This is a genomic window from Streptomyces sp. NPDC055140, from assembly GCF_053607285.1.
In genome coordinates, this window is the sequence record NZ_JBSGTG010000013.1 from 167,324 (window position 1) to 183,655 (window position 16,332).

General features: G+C 71.2%; 12 protein-coding genes. 6 read left to right on the forward strand and 6 right to left on the reverse strand.

The genetic code is table 11. From position 1 onward, the window contains the following. Window positions 1–60 precede the first annotated feature (60 nt). The gene (locus tag ACWFR4_RS24710; RefSeq protein ID WP_453654546.1) at window positions 61–1,881 is read left to right on the forward strand and encodes a serine hydrolase; all 1,821 of its coding nucleotides are present in this window, start codon (window positions 61–63) and stop codon (window positions 1,879–1,881) included. 77 nt (window positions 1,882–1,958) lie between these two features. Here the strand turns inward: ACWFR4_RS24710 and ACWFR4_RS24715 are convergent, their stop codons facing one another. From ACWFR4_RS24715 to ACWFR4_RS24730, 4 genes are all read right to left on the reverse strand, one after another. Beyond that, entirely contained in the window at window positions 1,959–3,509 is a 1,551-nt protein-coding gene (locus ACWFR4_RS24715) for a phytoene desaturase family protein (protein WP_453654548.1), read from the reverse strand. Window positions 3,510–3,632: 123 nt separating this feature from the next. Continuing rightward, window positions 3,633–5,882: a tetratricopeptide repeat protein gene (locus tag ACWFR4_RS24720; RefSeq protein WP_453654550.1), complete on the reverse strand. Its 2,250-nt coding sequence runs from the start codon at window positions 5,880–5,882 to the stop codon at window positions 3,633–3,635. Next, complete coding sequence (locus tag ACWFR4_RS24725; protein ID WP_453654627.1) at window positions 5,855–6,832, reverse strand: oxygenase MpaB family protein; 978 nt, start codon at window positions 6,830–6,832, stop codon at window positions 5,855–5,857. Before ACWFR4_RS24725 ends, ACWFR4_RS24720 begins: the two co-directional genes overlap by 28 nt. 83 nt (window positions 6,833–6,915) lie before the next feature. Continuing rightward, the gene (locus ACWFR4_RS24730; protein WP_453654552.1) at window positions 6,916–8,400 is read right to left on the reverse strand and encodes an MFS transporter; all 1,485 of its coding nucleotides are present in this window, start codon (window positions 8,398–8,400) and stop codon (window positions 6,916–6,918) included. A 232-nt stretch (window positions 8,401–8,632) separates the two neighbouring features. On the opposite strand from ACWFR4_RS24730, the gene mptB reads away from it, so the two are divergent. Together mptB and ACWFR4_RS24740 are read left to right on the forward strand one after the other, a co-directional pair. After that, window positions 8,633–10,096: a polyprenol phosphomannose-dependent alpha 1,6 mannosyltransferase MptB gene (gene mptB, locus ACWFR4_RS24735; RefSeq protein ID WP_453654554.1), complete on the forward strand. Its 1,464-nt coding sequence runs from the start codon at window positions 8,633–8,635 to the stop codon at window positions 10,094–10,096. 278 nt (window positions 10,097–10,374) lie between these two features. Then, on the forward strand, window positions 10,375–11,073 hold the full coding sequence (locus tag ACWFR4_RS24740; RefSeq protein ID WP_453654556.1) for an SDR family oxidoreductase: 699 nt from the start codon (window positions 10,375–10,377) through the stop codon (window positions 11,071–11,073). 161 nt (window positions 11,074–11,234) lie between these two features. On the opposite strand, the gene ACWFR4_RS24745 is transcribed toward ACWFR4_RS24740, so the two are convergent. Then, window positions 11,235–12,425, reverse strand: a complete 1,191-nt coding sequence (locus ACWFR4_RS24745) for an acyl-CoA dehydrogenase family protein (protein ID WP_453466671.1) — start codon at window positions 12,423–12,425, stop codon at window positions 11,235–11,237. A 211-nt stretch (window positions 12,426–12,636) separates the two neighbouring features. Between ACWFR4_RS24745 and ACWFR4_RS24750 the strand changes: the two genes are divergently transcribed. Together ACWFR4_RS24750 and ACWFR4_RS24755 are read left to right on the forward strand one after the other, a co-directional pair. Continuing rightward, window positions 12,637–13,527: an N-acetyltransferase family protein gene (locus ACWFR4_RS24750; protein ID WP_453654558.1), complete on the forward strand. Its 891-nt coding sequence runs from the start codon at window positions 12,637–12,639 to the stop codon at window positions 13,525–13,527. Window positions 13,528–13,730: 203 nt separating this feature from the next. Continuing rightward, window positions 13,731–14,879: a hypothetical protein gene (locus ACWFR4_RS24755; protein ID WP_453654559.1), complete on the forward strand. Its 1,149-nt coding sequence runs from the start codon at window positions 13,731–13,733 to the stop codon at window positions 14,877–14,879. An 87-nt stretch (window positions 14,880–14,966) separates the two neighbouring features. On the opposite strand, the gene ACWFR4_RS24760 is transcribed toward ACWFR4_RS24755, so the two are convergent. Then, complete coding sequence (locus ACWFR4_RS24760; RefSeq protein WP_453466665.1) at window positions 14,967–15,599, reverse strand: HdeD family acid-resistance protein; 633 nt, start codon at window positions 15,597–15,599, stop codon at window positions 14,967–14,969. A gap of 137 nt (window positions 15,600–15,736) precedes the next feature. Here ACWFR4_RS24760 and ACWFR4_RS24765 point away from each other — a divergent pair, with 137 nt between their 5' ends. Continuing rightward, the gene (locus tag ACWFR4_RS24765; protein ID WP_453654561.1) at window positions 15,737–16,120 is read left to right on the forward strand and encodes a DUF488 domain-containing protein; all 384 of its coding nucleotides are present in this window, start codon (window positions 15,737–15,739) and stop codon (window positions 16,118–16,120) included. Window positions 16,121–16,332 lie beyond the last annotated feature (212 nt).

Consider the following 16,332-nt stretch of genomic DNA (forward strand, 5'->3'; position numbering starts at 1 on the left):
ACATGAAAGTTTCATCCGTCGAGCTAGATCCCGAAAGATACTTTCAGAAGGGGTTCGTTCATGACCGACGGCGCGGCGGACAGATTGCACGACACGGACGAGAGGCTCTCCCGTCGCCAACTGGGCGCGAGTGTGCTGGCGTTGAGCGGGGTACTGGCCCTCGCCCCGTTCCCGGCGGGGCCCGCCGCCGCGGCGGACACACACACGGACGGGCACGCCGACGGGCACGGAACCACGCTGCGCCGCGGGTCCCCGGAACGGGCCGGTCTGATCGCCGGGCATCTGCGCCAGCTCGTCGCCGACGCCGAGAAGTTCCTCGCCCCCTCCCCCAAACACCCCTGGTACGCGGGCGCCGTACTGCTCGCCGGCCGCGGCGGCACGGTCGCGCTCCACCAGCCGATCGGCAAGGCCGTGCGCTACTCGGCCTACGACGACAAGACCGACACGGGTGTGGAGTTCCCCGCCGACCAGCAGATCGCGGCGGCCGAGGACACGGTCTACGACCTGGCCTCCGTGTCGAAGCTGTTCACCTCGCTCATCGCCGTGCAGGAGATCGAGCGCGGCAAGCTGGAGCTGGAGGCCACGGTCGCCTCGTACATCCCGGACTTCGCGGGCGCCGGCAAGCAGGACATCACGATCCGTCAACTCCTCACGCACACCTCGGGGTTCCGCGCCTGGATCCCCCTCTACAAGGAGACGACGCGCGAGGGTCAGCTCCGCCTCATCTGGAACGAGGCGCCCCTCAACCCGCCCGGCACCGTGTACCTCTACTCCGACCTCAATCTGATCTCGCTCCAGCTGGTCCTGGAGAAGCTCACGGGCCAGACCCTGGACGTGCTCCTGCGCGAGCGGATCACCGGCCCCCTGGGCATGCGCCGCACCCGTTACAACCCGCCCGCGTCCTGGAAACCGAAGATCGCCGCGACGGAGGACGCGCGCCTGCCCTGGTCCGGCCTCGACCGCGGACTCGTCTGGGGCGAGGTGCACGACGAGAACGCGTTCGGGCTCGGCGGTGTGGCGGGCCACGCCGGTGTCTTCTCCTGCGCGTGGGACCTCGCGATCCTCGGCCGCACCCTCCTCAACGGGGGTTCGTACGGCAAGGCGCGCATCCTGTCCGAGGAGTCCGTGCGGCTGCTGTTCACCGACTTCAACCAGGCGTTCCCCGGCGACGAGCACGGCCTCGGCTTCGAGCTCTACCAGCACTGGTACATGGGTGCGATGGCGACGCCACGCACGGCCGGGCACACCGGCTTCACCGGCACGTCCATCGTTCTCGACCCGACGACCGACTCGTTCCTCATCGTGCTCGGCAACTCCGTACATCCCGTGCGCACTTGGCGATCCGGCTCCGCTCCCCGGGTCGCCGCGGCGAACAACCTCGCCCGCGCCGTGGCCGTACGCCCCGCGCACGGGCGCGCCGCCTGGTTCTCCGGCATGACGAGCGCCACGTCGGCGACGCTCACCCTGCCCGCTCTCGACGTCACCTCCGGCACGGCGAGCCTCGGCTGCGACCTGTGGTGGGACACGGAACCGCACTCCGACCTCCTGTATCTGGAGGTGTCGGCCGACGCCGGGGCGACCTGGCAGCCCCTGCCGTTCGCGACCACCCCTAAGGGAGAGGACGCCGAGGACCACCCCCAGGGCACGGCCGACGGCTGGTCGGGCCGCACCTGGCACCGCCTGACCGCCGCTCTCGGCGCCTTCGAGGGCGGCAACGTCCGCCTGCGCTGGCGCTACGCGACGGACCAGCTGTACGTGGGGCGCGGGGTGTACGTGGACGGGGTGCGCGTCACCGACGGCCGCCGCACGGTGTTCGACGAGGCACGCCCGTCCGACGCGGGGCGGATCGAGGCGGTGGGGTGGTCACCGTCGCAGGACTGAGCAGGGCGCGGTCCCCCTTCGGGGGCCTGGGGCGGGCCTGAGTCGGCGGCTTGAGCTGGGAGGCCGGGGTCGGCCGCTCACTTCCCGAGTACCGCCATCGCCGCGTTGTGCCCGGGGATCCCGCTGACCCCGCCGCCGCGCACGGCGCCCGCGCCGCACAGCAGGACGTTGGCGTGCGCTGTCTCGACGCCCCAACGGCCCGTCCCCTCCTGGGAGTACGGGAAGGACAGGTCGCGGTGGAAGATGTTGCCGCCGGGTAGGCGCAGGTCCCGCTCCAGGTCGAGCGGGGTCTTCGCCTCGATGCACGGCCGGCCGTCGGCGTCCACGGCGAGGCAGTCCTCGATCGGCTCGGCGAGCTGCGCGTCGAGCTGGGCGAGGGTGGCCTTCAGGAGCTCGGCGCGGGCGGCGTCGTTGTCGCCCGCGAAGAGCCGGGCGGGCGTGTGCAGGCCGAACAGAGTGAGGGTCTGATAGCCGCGCGCGACGAGGTCCGGGGCGAGGATGGTCGGGTCGGTCAGCGAGTGGCAGTAGATCTCCGACGGGGGCGCCACGGGCAGTGAACCGGCCGCCGCCTGTCCGTACGCGGCCGCCAACTGCTCGTAGCCCTCGGCGACATGGAACGTGCCGGCGAACGCCTCACGAGGGTCGACGGACGTGTCCCGCAGCTTCGGCAGCCGGGTCAGGAGCATGTTGACTTTGAGCTGCGCGCCCTCGGCCGGCGCCGGCGGCTCGTCGCCGACGAGTGCGGCGAGGGCCTGCGGCGACGCGTTGACGAGGACGTGCCCGGCGCCCACGCGGCCCGCGCCGCTGTCCGACGTGTACGTCACCTCGGCGCGGCGCCCGTCGGTCTCGACGCGGGTCACCTCGTGCCCGGTGATGAGCTCGGCGCCGGCCGCGCGGGCGGCTGTGGCGAGGGCGTCGGTGAGGGCGCCCATGCCGCCGACGGGCACGTCCCAGTCGCCGGTCCCGTTGCCGATCACGTGGTAGAGGAAGCAGCGGTTCTGCTGGAGGGACGCGTCGTGGGCGTCGGCGAACGTGCCGATCAGTGCGTCGGTGAGGACGACACCGCGTACCAGGTCGTCCGTGAAGCGCTCCTCGACAGCCGTGCCGATCGGCTCCTCGAAGAGCATCCGCCAGGCCGCGTCGTCGTCGACCCGCCGGCGCAGCGCGTCCCTGTCCGGGAGCGGCTCGGTGAGGGTGGGGAAGACCCGCTCGGCGACGCGGCGGGTCGTCTCGTAGAACTCGGTCCACGCGGCGTACTCGCGCCCGCCGCCGGTGAGCCGCTCGAAGGAGGCGCGGGTGCGCTCCTCACCACCGCCGACGAGCAACCCGGTCGCCCGCCCGTCGCGCTCGGTCGGGGTGTACGAGGACACGGTGCGGCCGCGCACGGCGAAGTCGAGCCCCAGATCGTCGACGATCTTGTGGGGCAGCAGGCTGACCAGGTACGAGTACCGCGACAGTCGCGCGTCGACCCCGGCGAAGGGCCGGGTCGAGACGGCGGCACCACCCGTGGTGCCGAGCCGCTCCAGAACCAGGACGGAACGTCCGGCCCGGGCGAGGTAGGCGGCGGCGACGAGGCCGTTGTGACCTCCGCCGACGATGACGACGTCGTAGCGCTCGTGTGCTGGCATCCCTCTTGGTAACACGATCCGATCATGCGGGCCAGACCCCGGCTCGGGGGATGGCGGGGGCGGATGGCGGGGGCGGGGAGGATCTCGGGCCACCCACGCGGGCAGCCGCCCCCGCGCGGCCCCTCAGTGTCCGCCGGACGCCCGCTGCCGGCGCAGGGCCGCCACCCGCCGGTACAGCTCGACCGCCTCCGTGCCGCGGCCGAGCTGGTCCAGGCAGTGCGCCTCGTCGTTGCGGCTGGCGAGGGTGTCCGGGTGGTCGGCGCCGAGTACCTGTTCGCGGGCCGTGGCGACCCGCCGGTACTCGGCGAGCGCGTCGGCCCACCGGCCGAGCCAGCCGAGACCCACGGCCACCTCGCGTCGGCTGACCAGCGTGTCGGGGTGATCGGCGCCGAGGACCCGGGCGCGGATCGCGCAGACGTCGCGGGCCTCGGCGAGCGCTTCCTCCCAGCGGCCCATCCGCCCCAGATTGACGCCGAGGCCGTGGCGGGCACGCAGGGTCTCGGGGTGTGCCGGGCCGCTGACGCGCGTCCGGTCGTCGATGAGGTCGCGGTAGAGGCCGAGGGCCTCGGCGCTGCGGCCGAGACGGCCGAGGCCGATGCCCACCTCGTAGCGCGCGGCGAGGGTGTCCGGATGGTCGGGGCCGAGCGCCTGTTCGCGGGCCTCCGCCACCTCGTGGTAGGTGCGCAGGGCCTCGGTCCACCGCCCCAACTGACCCAGCGCGTAAGCGACTTCGCACCGCGTGACGAGCGTGTCCGGATGGCTGGCGCCGAGTACGCGGGCGCGCGCCGACGCGACCTCGCACGCCATACGGTACGAGTCCTCGAGGCGCCCGAGCCGGCTGAGGTTGTACGCGAGGTTGTGGCGGCAGCGCAGGGTGTCCGGATGGTCGGGCCCCATGGACCGTTCACGCGTGGCGAGTACCGACGTGTACACCTGGTGCGCGTCGAAGTGCCGCCCCAACTGGCCCAGGACGTACGCCATTTCCTGCCGGGCGCCGAGCGTTTCGGGGTGCTCGGGGCCGAGGACGCGTACACAGCCCTCGGTGACGCGGCGGTACTCGCGCAGGGCGTCGGCGGGGCGGCCGGTGCGGCTGAGCGTGAAGGCGACCTCGTAGCGGCTGGCGAGTGTGTCGGGGTGGTCAGGGCCGAGCGCGTGCTCGCGCTCGGCCGCGACGGCGCGGTGAACCTCGCCGGCCTCCTCCCAGCGGCCGAGCCGGCCGAGGCTCAGGCCCGCGTTGTGCCGGGCGGCGAGATGGGCGACCAACTCCGGTGCGGGCGTGGGACGTTCCGTGCGCACGGGCTGCTCACTGCGCCGCGGCTCGGGGCGCGCGATCCACTCTCCGACCAGCCCGGCCCCCGCGTCGGGCGGCGTGCCGCGCAGGACGGGCGGGCCGGCCGCCTTGTGGCCGGTCGTCATGCCGCGCGTCCAGGACGGCAGCCGCGGCTCACGGGACAGCGGCTCAACCGCTGCCTGGCTTAGGGGGGTTGTCGTCACCGTCGGCACATATCCGGACGGGGAACGGCCGTCATCGATCCGGCGGGCCAGTTCGCGGGCGTCCCGGGGCCGCTCGTCCGGCTCCTTCGCGAGCAGGTCGAGGATGATCCGGTCCAGGAAGCCGGGGAGCTCGGCCCGGTGTGTGCGGGGTGGTTCGGGCACGGTGTCGCGGTGCCCGACGAGGACGGCCCAGGCGTCCTCCAGGTCGAACGGTGGCGCTCCGGTCGCGATCTCGTAGAGCACGCAGCCGAACGAGTACAGATCGCTGCGCTGGTCGACGTGGTCGCCGCCGATCTGCTCGGGCGACATGTAGTGCGGGGTGCCCATCGCGATACCGGTGCCGGTGAGACGTGCGGTGAAGCCGATGTCGTGGCCGAGGCGCGCGATGCCGAAGTCGCAGATCTTCACCGTGCCGTCGGTGAGCCGCATGATGTTCGCGGGCTTCAAGTCGCGATGGACGATGCCCTGTTCATGCGTGTAGGCGAGCGCGGCCGAGACCTGGCCGGCGATCTCGACGATGTCGGCGACGGGTAACGGGTGCTGCTTGTTGTCCTCCAGGAGCTGGCTGAGGTTCTTGCCCTCCAGGAGCTCCATCACGAGGTACAGCACGCCGTCGTGCTCACCGAAGTCGTGGACGACGGTCACCCCGCGGTGCTGAAGGGCGGCCGCCACGCGGGCCTCCCTGCGGAAGCGCTCCCGCAGGACACGGGTGAAGGACTGGTCGTGCTGCGGCCCCATCGGCTTGAGGCACTTGACCGCGACTCTACGCCCGAGCGACTCGTCCCTGGCGCGCCACACTTCGCCCATACCGCCCCGCCCGATGAGATCGAGCAGCCGGTACCGGCCCTGGATCAGCCTGGTCTCCCCCGACTCCGGCATCTCGCGCTGTCGCCCCCGTCGCCTCGCTGCGCCCTCCCCGGCCTGTCCAGTATGGCCGTCCGACTCCCGATTTTGTACGGTGCCGGGCGGCTGCCGGGGCCGAGTCGTGACATGGCGCGCAGGATGTGTTTCGGCGGGAGTTGCCAACGCACACGTGCGGGAACGCAGCGCAGGACGGTGCCGGTGAACCGCAGATCTCGGGTCACGGCGGCCGGTGTCGGGGCCGGCCTGCCGTACAACTCATGGGCGTACGGCGGCAGAGAGGCGTACGCCAGATGCGACACGCGCCTCCAGAGTGTCGCGCGCGCCGGGATCAGCAGCGGGTGGACGGGCGGCCTGCGCAGGAAGTCGTCGACGTCCTGGGCCTCCGGACCGGCGGCGAGCAGGGGCCTCATCTTCTCGAAGTACGCGGCGAGTTGAGTCCGGTCGCCGGGCACGTCGGCGGGGTCGAGGCCGACCAGCCGGGCGCTGGTGCGGTGTTCGGCGATGTACTGGTCGGCCTGCGCTTCCGTGAGCCGGAACCCGGAGCGGCGCGCGACGTGGAGGTAGGAGTCGATCTCGGCGCAGTGCACCCACAGGAGCAGCTCCGGCTCGTCGACCCCGTACCGGTCGCCGGTGTCGGGGTCGGTGACCTGGAGATGACGGTGGATCTTCCGCACGCGAGCACCGGCACGCTCGGCGGCCTCAGTGGTCCCGTACGTGGTCGTACCGACGAACCCGGCCGTCCGCATCAGCCTCCCCCAGGCGTCCTTCCGGAAGTCCGAGTTCTGCATGACGCCGCGCACGGCCCGCGGAAGAAGCGCCTGAAAGTAGAGCGCACGCACACCGGCAACCCACATCATGGGGTCCGCGTGCACCTGCCAGGTCACCGATCCGGGCCCGAAAAACCCGGGATCACCCCGCCCCTCTTCCGTCCCTGTGCCCACCACGTCGCCGCCTCTCCCTCGCATCAGCGGTCCCAGCGCGATCAAGGATCTCTGCTTGGCGCTCCAGCACAACGCTACCGGTGAGTCGACGCGGTCGCCCCAGGGGTTCAGGCCGTGGCTGCCGCCGTCCCGGACCGCGTCCGTTCCTCCGCGTCCGCGTCGAAGCCGATCGGCTCCCAGCGCTTCGACAGCAGAGCGATCAGACCGAGGACGGGTGCGGCGAGGATGACCCAGTAGACGTGGGTGCCGAGGCCGGTGCTGAGGATGGGGAAGAAGAACAGGGTCAGCGTCGAGCCGAGGCGCAGCACGGCCTGGTTGAAGCCGATACTGACGCCGCGCATCGACGTCGGGAAGCCCAGCGAGGCGTAACTCATGATGTGCGCGCCGGGGCCGAAGCCCTGGGCGAACATGAACGCGCCGAGCATCAGGATGCCCCCCGTCACGTAAGCCGTCCCGGACGGATCCCCGATGAGGCCGAGCACCGTGATGGCGACGAGCTGGATCGCGAAGCCCAGCGTCATCATCGGCCAGGCGCCCCGGGTGGACGCCCAGCGGATGCCGAGCAGCCCACCGGTCAGGGCGAAAACGAGGTTCAGGGCGAAGGAGGACGCGATCGTGGTCAGCGGGCCCTGCGTCATCAGCGTGGCGATGATGATCGGCAGCCCGAACGCGACCGCGTTGTAGCCGAAGGTCTCCGCCAGACCGACCGCGACCGACTGGATCGTGCGCGTGCGGTACGGCGGGGTGAAGAGCCGTGCGTACGCGCCGAGGCCGGTCCGGGGCGGACAGGCTGTCGTCCTGGGCGCGTCGTCGGCGACGCGCGCGTCCACCCCGTACGACTGGCGCAGGATCTTCGCCGCGCCTTCCAGGTCGCCCTGGTCGGCGGCCCAGGTCGGGGACTCGTTCATGTAGCGCCGGCGCAGCAGCAGTACCAGCAGCGCGGGCACCGCGCCGAAGCCGACGGTGAACCGCCACAGCCAGCCCAACTGGGCGTCCGGCAGGAGGAAGTACAGCAGCATGATCACGAGGTAGCAGCCGCTGGTCGCGGTGTACCAGGCGGGTGACCAGGCGGCCGTGCGGGAGCCCTTGCTGCCCTTGCCGTGCAGCCGGGAGAACTCGGCGAGGAACGCGATCGCGACGGGGATGTCCATGCCGACACCGATGCCCATCACGAAGCGTGCGGCGATCAGCGTCCACACGTCCTGCGCGATCGCGCACACCAGCGCGGTGGCGACGAAGAAGAGCATGTTGGCCATGAAGACCCGGTAGCGGCCGATACGGTCCACCAGCCAGCCGCCGACCAGAGCGCCGAGGAGCGAACCGACGCTGATCGAGGCGGTGACCGTGCCGGCCATCGTGGAGCTGAGGCCGAACTGCTTCGTGATGTCGGGCAACCCGTAGGCCAGGGAACTCAGGTCGTAGGCGTCGAGGAAGATACCGCCGAGCGCGATGATCACGATCATCTTGGCGTGGCGCCCGCGCGCCGTACCCGAGTTGACCAGATCGGAGACGTCGGCCGCGGAGCGGATCAGTACTGTGCCCGACGGCGTCACCGGAGATGTACTGGTGGACAGGGGGGAGGTGGAGCTCACGAGCGCCTTCCGATGTGGTGCGGGGACGTACCGTCGGATCGTATGCACCGGCCGGAATTCGCCCGTGCGCATGTCCACATCCTGGTCATTCTTGTGGACTCGGTCGCGACGCGTGATCCAAGCTGTGAACGTGGCCCCGACCCGGCCGCGGACGCAGGCGACATCCTGCGTTTGCCGTCCATTGGGGCGGAGCCGGATGCGGTGATCCGCAAAGCGTTCTACCTTCGACCGAATGAGAGCGGCGGAAATCGATACACGGGTCTGGGCACAACGCGGCATGTGGGGTTCTGTGCTGCTCTCAGCGGGCGCCTGGGGCGCCGGCGCCCTGCCGCGCGGCGTACCGGACGGGATCTGGGGAGCCCCGGGCCCCGCTCTCGCGCTGATCGGTGCAACGGCGGCGTATGCGGGACTCGGTCTGCTGCTGTGGTCCTGGTGGCAGTTGGGCACGCTGCTGCGGGCCGGTGCGGTGATGAGCAAACGGCGGCAGTGGCTCACGCTGGGCGGCTGGGCGCTGCCTCTGCTTCCGGCGCCGGCACTGTTCAGCACGGACATCTACAGCTACGTGGCTCAGGGCGCACTGGCCGGGCGCTCCTGGAACGTCTACGAGATCGGCCCCTCCGCACTCGGCGGGCCGCTCGCCGCGAACGTCCCGGAGGTGTGGCAGAACGCTCCGGCTCCGTACGGACCCCTGTCCGTTCTGGTGAGCCGGGCCGTGGTCTTCGTGACCGGCGAACACCATGTGGTCGCCGCCGTCGTGCTCCATCGGGTGGCCGCACTCGCCGGGCTCGCCCTGCTGGCCTGGTCGGTTCAGCGGCTCGCGACACGGTCGGGCGGCGACGGCTCAGGGGCCTGGTGGGCGGCATCGCTGAATCCGCTGGTGCTGGCTCACCTGGTGGGCGGGGCGCACAACGAGGCACTGATGCTCGGCTTGATGATGGCCGGTCTTGTGGCGTGCGGGTCCGGACGATGGGTTCTGGGCGTTGTCGTGCTGACGTGCGCCGCGCTGGTGAAGGCCCCGGCCGCGGTGGCCCTGGGGTGCGCCGCCCTGGTGGCGGTCGCAGGACAAGCGGGCTGGTGGCGACGTCTGGGCCGCGTGGCGGGGATCCTCCTCGCGGCCGTCGGGACGCTGGTGCTGACGGTGGCGCTCAGCGGGCTGGGCTGGGGTTGGCTCGATACGATCCGCACGCCGACCCACTCGTACACGCCGATGTCGGTGTCCACGGACGTCGGCCGGCTGCTGAGGTGGATCGGGGCCGAAGCCGGCTGGGTCACCACACCGGACCCGGTGACCGTGATGCGTACGCTCGGGACCTTGGCAGGGGTCTGCGGGGCCCTGTACTTCCTGGCACGCGCTCCTCGCCTCGGCGCCGAACGCTCCGCGGCCCTGGGGCTGTTGGCCCTGGTGGTGTGCGCTCCCGCCGTGCAGGGCTGGTACCTGCTGTGGGGGGCGGTGCCCCTGGCCACGGTCGCATGGCGCGCGCTGGCGGACACCCGGATCAAGGCAGCGGTCGTCGTTCTGGTTCTCATGGTGTTTCCGTCGGGCCGGGGGCCCACCGTCACAGATGTGGTCGGTGTTGTCCTGGGGGGCTCGGCGATCCTGCTGTGGGTGGCGTGGACGTCTCAGCGAGCCCGTGACGCAGGGCTGCAGCCTTCCCCTCGGCCCAGTTACGGAGAGGCGCCCTTGCGGTTTCCCTGACGCCCAGTCAGGGAGTCGGGGGAGGGTGAGCGCGACCCGGGCCCTGCGCGTCGCAGGGCCCAACACGCGGGCCGGCAGCGCCGGTTCGCCCACTTCATACAGCATCGTGGCCGGTCAGTGACGGTTCACCGGCTCAGCGGGAAGGTCTCTGGGTATAGTGCGGGCGTTCCGGGGAACCGGCGGCCCGGAGTCGGTCGACCTCACGCGCCACCTTGCGTCCATCGACGTCCGGGACCCTGGTGGACCCCCGATGACCGCATCGCCGAGGAGGCCGTCCCATGGAACCCGTCACGCTGATCACCGGTGGCTCGACCGGAATCGGCGCCGCCACCGCCCGCGCCCTGCTCAAGCAGGGCCACCGCGTGGCCGTCACCGGACGTGACGCGGAGAAGCTGGCCGCCTTCGCCGCCTCGGCCGGAGCGGGCGAGCGGCTGCTGACGATCACCGGCGACACCAGCGACGAGCACGACGTCGCGTCCGCCGTGCGCCACGCGGTGGACGCGTGGGGCCGGCTGGACAACGTCATCGCCAACGCCGGGTTCTCGCTGCCCGGCAACCTGGAGAGCCACGCCCCCGAGGACATGCGCGCCATGGTCCTCACCAACGTCCTGGGCCCGGCCCTGCTGGTGCGGGAGACCCTGCCGCACCTCAGGGACTCCAAGGGCCGGATCGTGATCATCGGTTCGGTCGCCGGGGTGCGCAACACGCCCGGCAACCTGTACTCGGTCACCAAGTGGGCCGCGCACGCACTGGCCGAGAACACCCGACTGCTGGTCGGCAAGGACGGGGTCGGCGTGACCGTCGTCACCCCCGGGGTGGTGGACACCCCGTTCTGGGACAAGCGCGGCGGCACCCCCGAGGCGGCGCCGGCGATGACCGCCGAGCACATCGCGGACACGATCGTCTTCGTCGTCAACCAGCCCGCGGGCGTGGACATCAACCACATCACCATGCGGCCGGCCGGACAGGTCGGCTGACGCCGCGCTCCCGACGCCCTTACGAAAGAGCGCCCTCGGCCCCCGCCGCGTAGCACGCGGTGCGGACCGAGGGCGCCTTCGGGCGTCCGGGTGGACGCGCGGCGTCAGGCGGGGCCGGCCCCGTATGTGTCGCAGCCGACACCGGTGTCGGTCGCGGAGCCTCAGCGGCGGACGCGGGGCATTCCCAGGCCTATCCAGGAGATGATCTCGCGCTGGATCTCGTTGTTGCCGCCGCCGAACGTGAAGATCACGGCTGATCGGTAGCCGCGTTCGAGTTCGCCGTGCAGGACGGCGCCTGCCGAGCCTTCCTTGAGCGCTCCCGCCGCGGCGACGACCTCCATGAGCCAGGCGTACGCCTCGCGCCGCACCTCGGATCCGTACACCTTCACGGCGGAGGCGTCCTGCGGGGTGAGGCTGCCTTCCTGGACGGCGTTCACCATCTGCCAGTTGAGGAGTTTCATCGCGTCGAGCCGGGTGTGGGTCTGGGCGAGGCGCTTGCGCACCCAGCCGAGGTCGATGACGCGGCGCCCGTCGGCGAGCTTGGTGTCCATGGCCCAGCGCTGCACGTCGCGCAGCGCGCGGATGGCCATGGTGCCGTGGGCGGCGAGAGTGACCCGCTCGTGGTTGAGCTGGTTCGTGATGAGCCGCCAGCCCTTGTTCTCCTCACCGACGCGACGGCTGACGGGAACGCGGATGTTCTCGTAGTAGCTGGCCGTGGTGTCGTGCGAGGCAAGGGTGTTGATGATCGTGCAGGAGTAGCCGGGGTCCGACGTCGGCACGAGGAGCATGGTGATGCCCTTGTGCGGCGGGGCGTCCGGGTCGGTGCGCACGGCGAGCCACACCCAGTCGGCCGTGTCGCCGTTGGTCGTCCAGATCTTCTGCCCGTTCACCGTGTAGTGGCCGGTGACCTCGTCCCCGTCGCGCACCGCCCGCGTCTTGAGCGCGGCGAGGTCGGTGCCCGCGTCGGGCTCGCTGTAGCCGATGGCGAAGTCGAGCTCCCCGGAGAGGATCCTCGGCAGGAAGTACGCCTTCTGCTCGTCGCTGCCGTACTGCATGATCGTGGGGCCGACGGTGTTGAGGGCCATGAGCGGCAGGGGCACGCCCGCCTGCGCGGCCTCGTCGAAGAAGATGAACTGTTCCATGGGCGTGAGGCCACGCCCGCCGTACTCCTTCGGCCACCCGACGCCGAGCCACCCGTCGGTGCCGAGCCGGCGCACCGTCTCGCGGTAGAACCGCTTCTGCGCCGCCGGGTCCTCGTAGCGGGCGTACGCGTTGTCGGGCACCAGCTCCGCGAAGTAGGCGCGCAGTTCCGTGCGCAACTGCTGTTGCTCGGGCGTGTATTCGAGGTGCACGGCCCCTCCTGGCGGTCGCTGGTACACCGGGTCCCGGTCCTGACGGCGCACACAGTAGAACTCGTTCCAGAAATAGGGAATGGGCGCGGGCGGACGGTTCCGGCACACGGCCCGTGCACGCTCGGCCCGTGCACGCTCAATTGCTTTGCGGGGGTCGCGCCGGCCCGGTTAGGTTCTGCCGCGTCCGCAACTCCCCGCACAAGGAGCCGTCTTGTCGCTGCACCTCACACCGCTGACCGATCCGGCCGGCGGTCCGGACGCCCGCCGCCTCGCATGGCTGGCGTCCGACGCCGACGGGAACCCGGTCGGCTCCGCGTTCCTGCGGCTCATCGACCGGGACGGGCAGCGGCATCTCGCCCAGCTGTCCCTCCAGGTCCATCCCGCGGAACGCCGTCGCGGCGCGGGTACCCGGCTCCTCGACGCGGCGGTGACAGCCGCGAAGGCCGACGGGCGGCGCTCGCTCACCGCCCCGGCCGACGACGGTTCACCCGCCGACCTGTTCCTGGCCGAACGAGGGTTCCGCCGGGTGCTGAACCTGACGTACGCGCGGCTCCCGCTCACCGACGCGGACATCCCGGCCCTCACACGGACGGCGCGCGCGGAGCACCCCGGATACCGGCTCGTCTCCTGGGAAGGCACGGTTCCGGACCACCTGGCCGCGACGTTCGCCGCGTCACGTCGCGCCATGGACGACATGCCCATGGACGACACCGACTACGGGACGGTCCCGTGGGATGTGGACCGGGTCCGAGCGGCGGCCAAGGCGGTCGAGCAGCGCGGCGAACACCTCGACACGGTCGCGGCGGTCGACGCCTCCGACGGCACGGTCGTGGGGTTCACCGAGCTCGTCGTCCCCGGTGACGGCACGGGCGACGGACAGCACTACGGCACGGGCGTGCTGCCCGAGCACCGCGGTCACGGTCTCGCGCGCTGGATGAAGGCCGAGGCCGTTCTCCGCGCCCGCGACCGCCACCCGAAGCTCGGGGGTCTGCTCACGGACACCGCCGACAGCAACACGCCCATGCGCGCGGTGAACGACGGACTGGGCTACGTGCCGACGCATCGGACGTACGAGTACCAGCTCGACCTCCAACAGGCCTGACGGCCCCGGCCTCCAGCAGGCCGAAAGGCACGTGCGATGGCCACCGCGGGTTCGCGGTGGCCATCGTCACACTCCCCCCCGGGCCCCATCGGGGCGAGATAGTTGTATAGTACAACGCGAGTGAAGGTTGTAAACACCAACCCATTGAGTTGTATACACCAACGCCCGCCTCTGCTCTCCGTCCATCACTGAAGGTCCTGCCCATGCCCGCCGACCACAAGGCACATCGCTCCGAGTCCTCGGGCGCCGTGCACGGCGTGCGGAATCCGGCCCTGCGCCATGTCCTGACGCACCTCATCACTCCGCTGCTGATGTGCGTGGGCATGGGGCTGGCGTACATGGGGGCCTTCGTGGCGCCCGAGCCGCACCATCTGCCGGTGGCGGTCGTCGGGGCCGGGCCCGAGACGAAGGTCTTCGCCCAGACGGTGAAGGACAAGGCCGGCGACGCGCTCGACGTCCGTACGCTCGACAGCCGCTCGGCCGCCGTCGAGCAGCTCCGGTCCCGTGACATCGACGGCGCGTACGTCCTGAGCGCGAAGTCCCCCGAGCTGATCGTCGCGACCGCCGGCTCCGACATGAGCGCGATCACCGCCGAGAAGATCTTCACGCCGGTCGCCACGCAGCAGGGCGTGCCGCTCAAGGTGACGGACGTGACCCCGACCGTCTCGGACGACCCGACGGGCCAGGGCCTGTTCTTCCTGCTGGTGGCGCTGAGCATCGGCTCGTACGCGTCGGTGGCCGTGGTCGGCGCGGCGGGTTCCGCCCTGTCGATGCGGACGCGGGCCGCGCTCGTGGTCAGTGTGTCCGGCGTGGTCAGCCTCGTCGGCGCGGCTCTCGCGGGACCGGTGTTCCACCTGGCTCACCACGGCCTGTGGGGCATCTGGTCGATGTCCTGGCTGTACTCGGCGGGCATCCTCTTCATCGGCGTGGGTCTGCACACGTTCCTGAAGCGGTGGACGACCCTGGCGCTCATGGTGCTGTTCGTGATGCTGAACTTCACCAGCTCCGGCGGCCTCTACCGGCCCGAGCTCCAGAACGGCTTCTTCGGCACCCTGCACTCCTTCTGGAACGGCGCAGGCTTCGTCGAGGGCTCGCGCAGCCTGCTGTACTTCGGCGGCCACGACCTGGCCAGGAACGTGTGGACGCTGGCCGTCTGGCTCGTCGTCGGCCTGGTAGTGATGGGTCTGGCCGCGCTCACGGAGCGACGGCGCGGTGCCGCAGCCGTCGAGCCCCGTGAGCAGGCCGCGCACAGCGTGGCGCAGGCCCCCGCACGCTCTGGCCGGAGCGAGGCCGAGGAGGCCCAGGAGTCGGAGGCGGCGGAGGAAGAGATGGAGGAGACGGTCGCGGTCTGACCGTCACCGAGAGGCGGAAGCAGTCGCGCCGGGCGTCCCTATGGGGACGTCCGGCGTTCGCGTGCCCGCCCGCCCCCGTCGTCACCGTCACACTCCGTGCGGAATCCGCTTCGCCTTGCTCCGCAGCTGGAACGCCGTGACGATCTCCACGACGCCGACCGCGACCAGCCAGCAGCCGCCGACCAGGGTGAGCACGGCGACGGACTGGAACGGCGAGACGATCAGGACCACACCGGCCAGCGCGCTCACGACGCCGAGGAAGATCTGCCAGCCGCGCGCCGGCATCGCCTCGTCGGAGATGGCCGCGACGGTCTGGGTGATGCCGCGGAACAACCAGCCGATGCCGATCCACAAGGCGAGCAGCAGGACCGACTGCGTCGCCCCGCGGAAACAGAACAGACCGAGCAGGATCGACACCGCGCCGCTGATGAAGGCCATCACGCGCAGCCCGGTGGTGACATGGGTGCCGAACGCGGCCACCAGCTGGAAAACGCCGGTGACCAGGAGGTACACGCCGAAGAGCACTCCGGCGGCGAACAGGGACGCCCCTGGCCAGACCAGGACCAGCACGCCCAGGATCAGGGCGGCTATGCCGGCCAGCAGCACTACTTGCCACGCGGATTGAGCCAGGCGTCCGAGCGGACCCTGGGGCGTGGTGGGGCGCTCTTCGTGGGTGTCTTCGGCCGTCGGGATTCGGGGTTCGTGCGGTGCGTGCGTCATGTCCGACTGTTCACACGGCGTCGGCGGGACCGCCACCCGGGTGAGGCGAACGACGTACGCCCCCGGCAGCCGGGGGCCGTCACCGCAGCGGCGGACGACCGCGGACGCGAGGCGGGGAAACACCGCACAATTGGGCCATGACGGAACGCTCCAAGAGCTCCGAACCGCACTTCCGCGTCCGCCGGGTCTACGATCCGCCGTCGTCGGACGACGGAATCCGGGTCCTGGTGGACCGCCTGTGGCCGCGCGGCGTCTCCAAGGAGCGGGCCGATGTCCAGGAGTGGATGAAGGACCTGACGCCGTCCTCCGCGCTGCGCTCCTGGTACCACGAGGACCGCGAATCCCGCTTCCCGGAGTTCGAGCGCCGCTACCACGACGAGCTCGCCGAGCCGGACCGCGTGGAGCTGGCGGACAAGCTGCGCGCGCTGGCCCGTACGAGCACGGTCACGCTGGTCACCTCGGTCAAGGACATCGAGCACAGCCATGTGCCGGTTCTGGTGCGGCATCTGACCGAGAGCTGACCGGCCCGGGGACGGTGCGGATCCCCTCCCGCCGCGCCCCACGGGCGTACGGGCCCGACCCGACAGCAGGTGCGAACCGGCACAAGATATGCCAATTTTGTGCAACGACGCACCACTTGGATGCATGGCGTCGTCCGCGCGTCGGCGGGCACCGGTGGCGCCGAGGCCCGCCGACGCGCCCCGGGAGGGCCCGTATGACCACCGTGGATGTC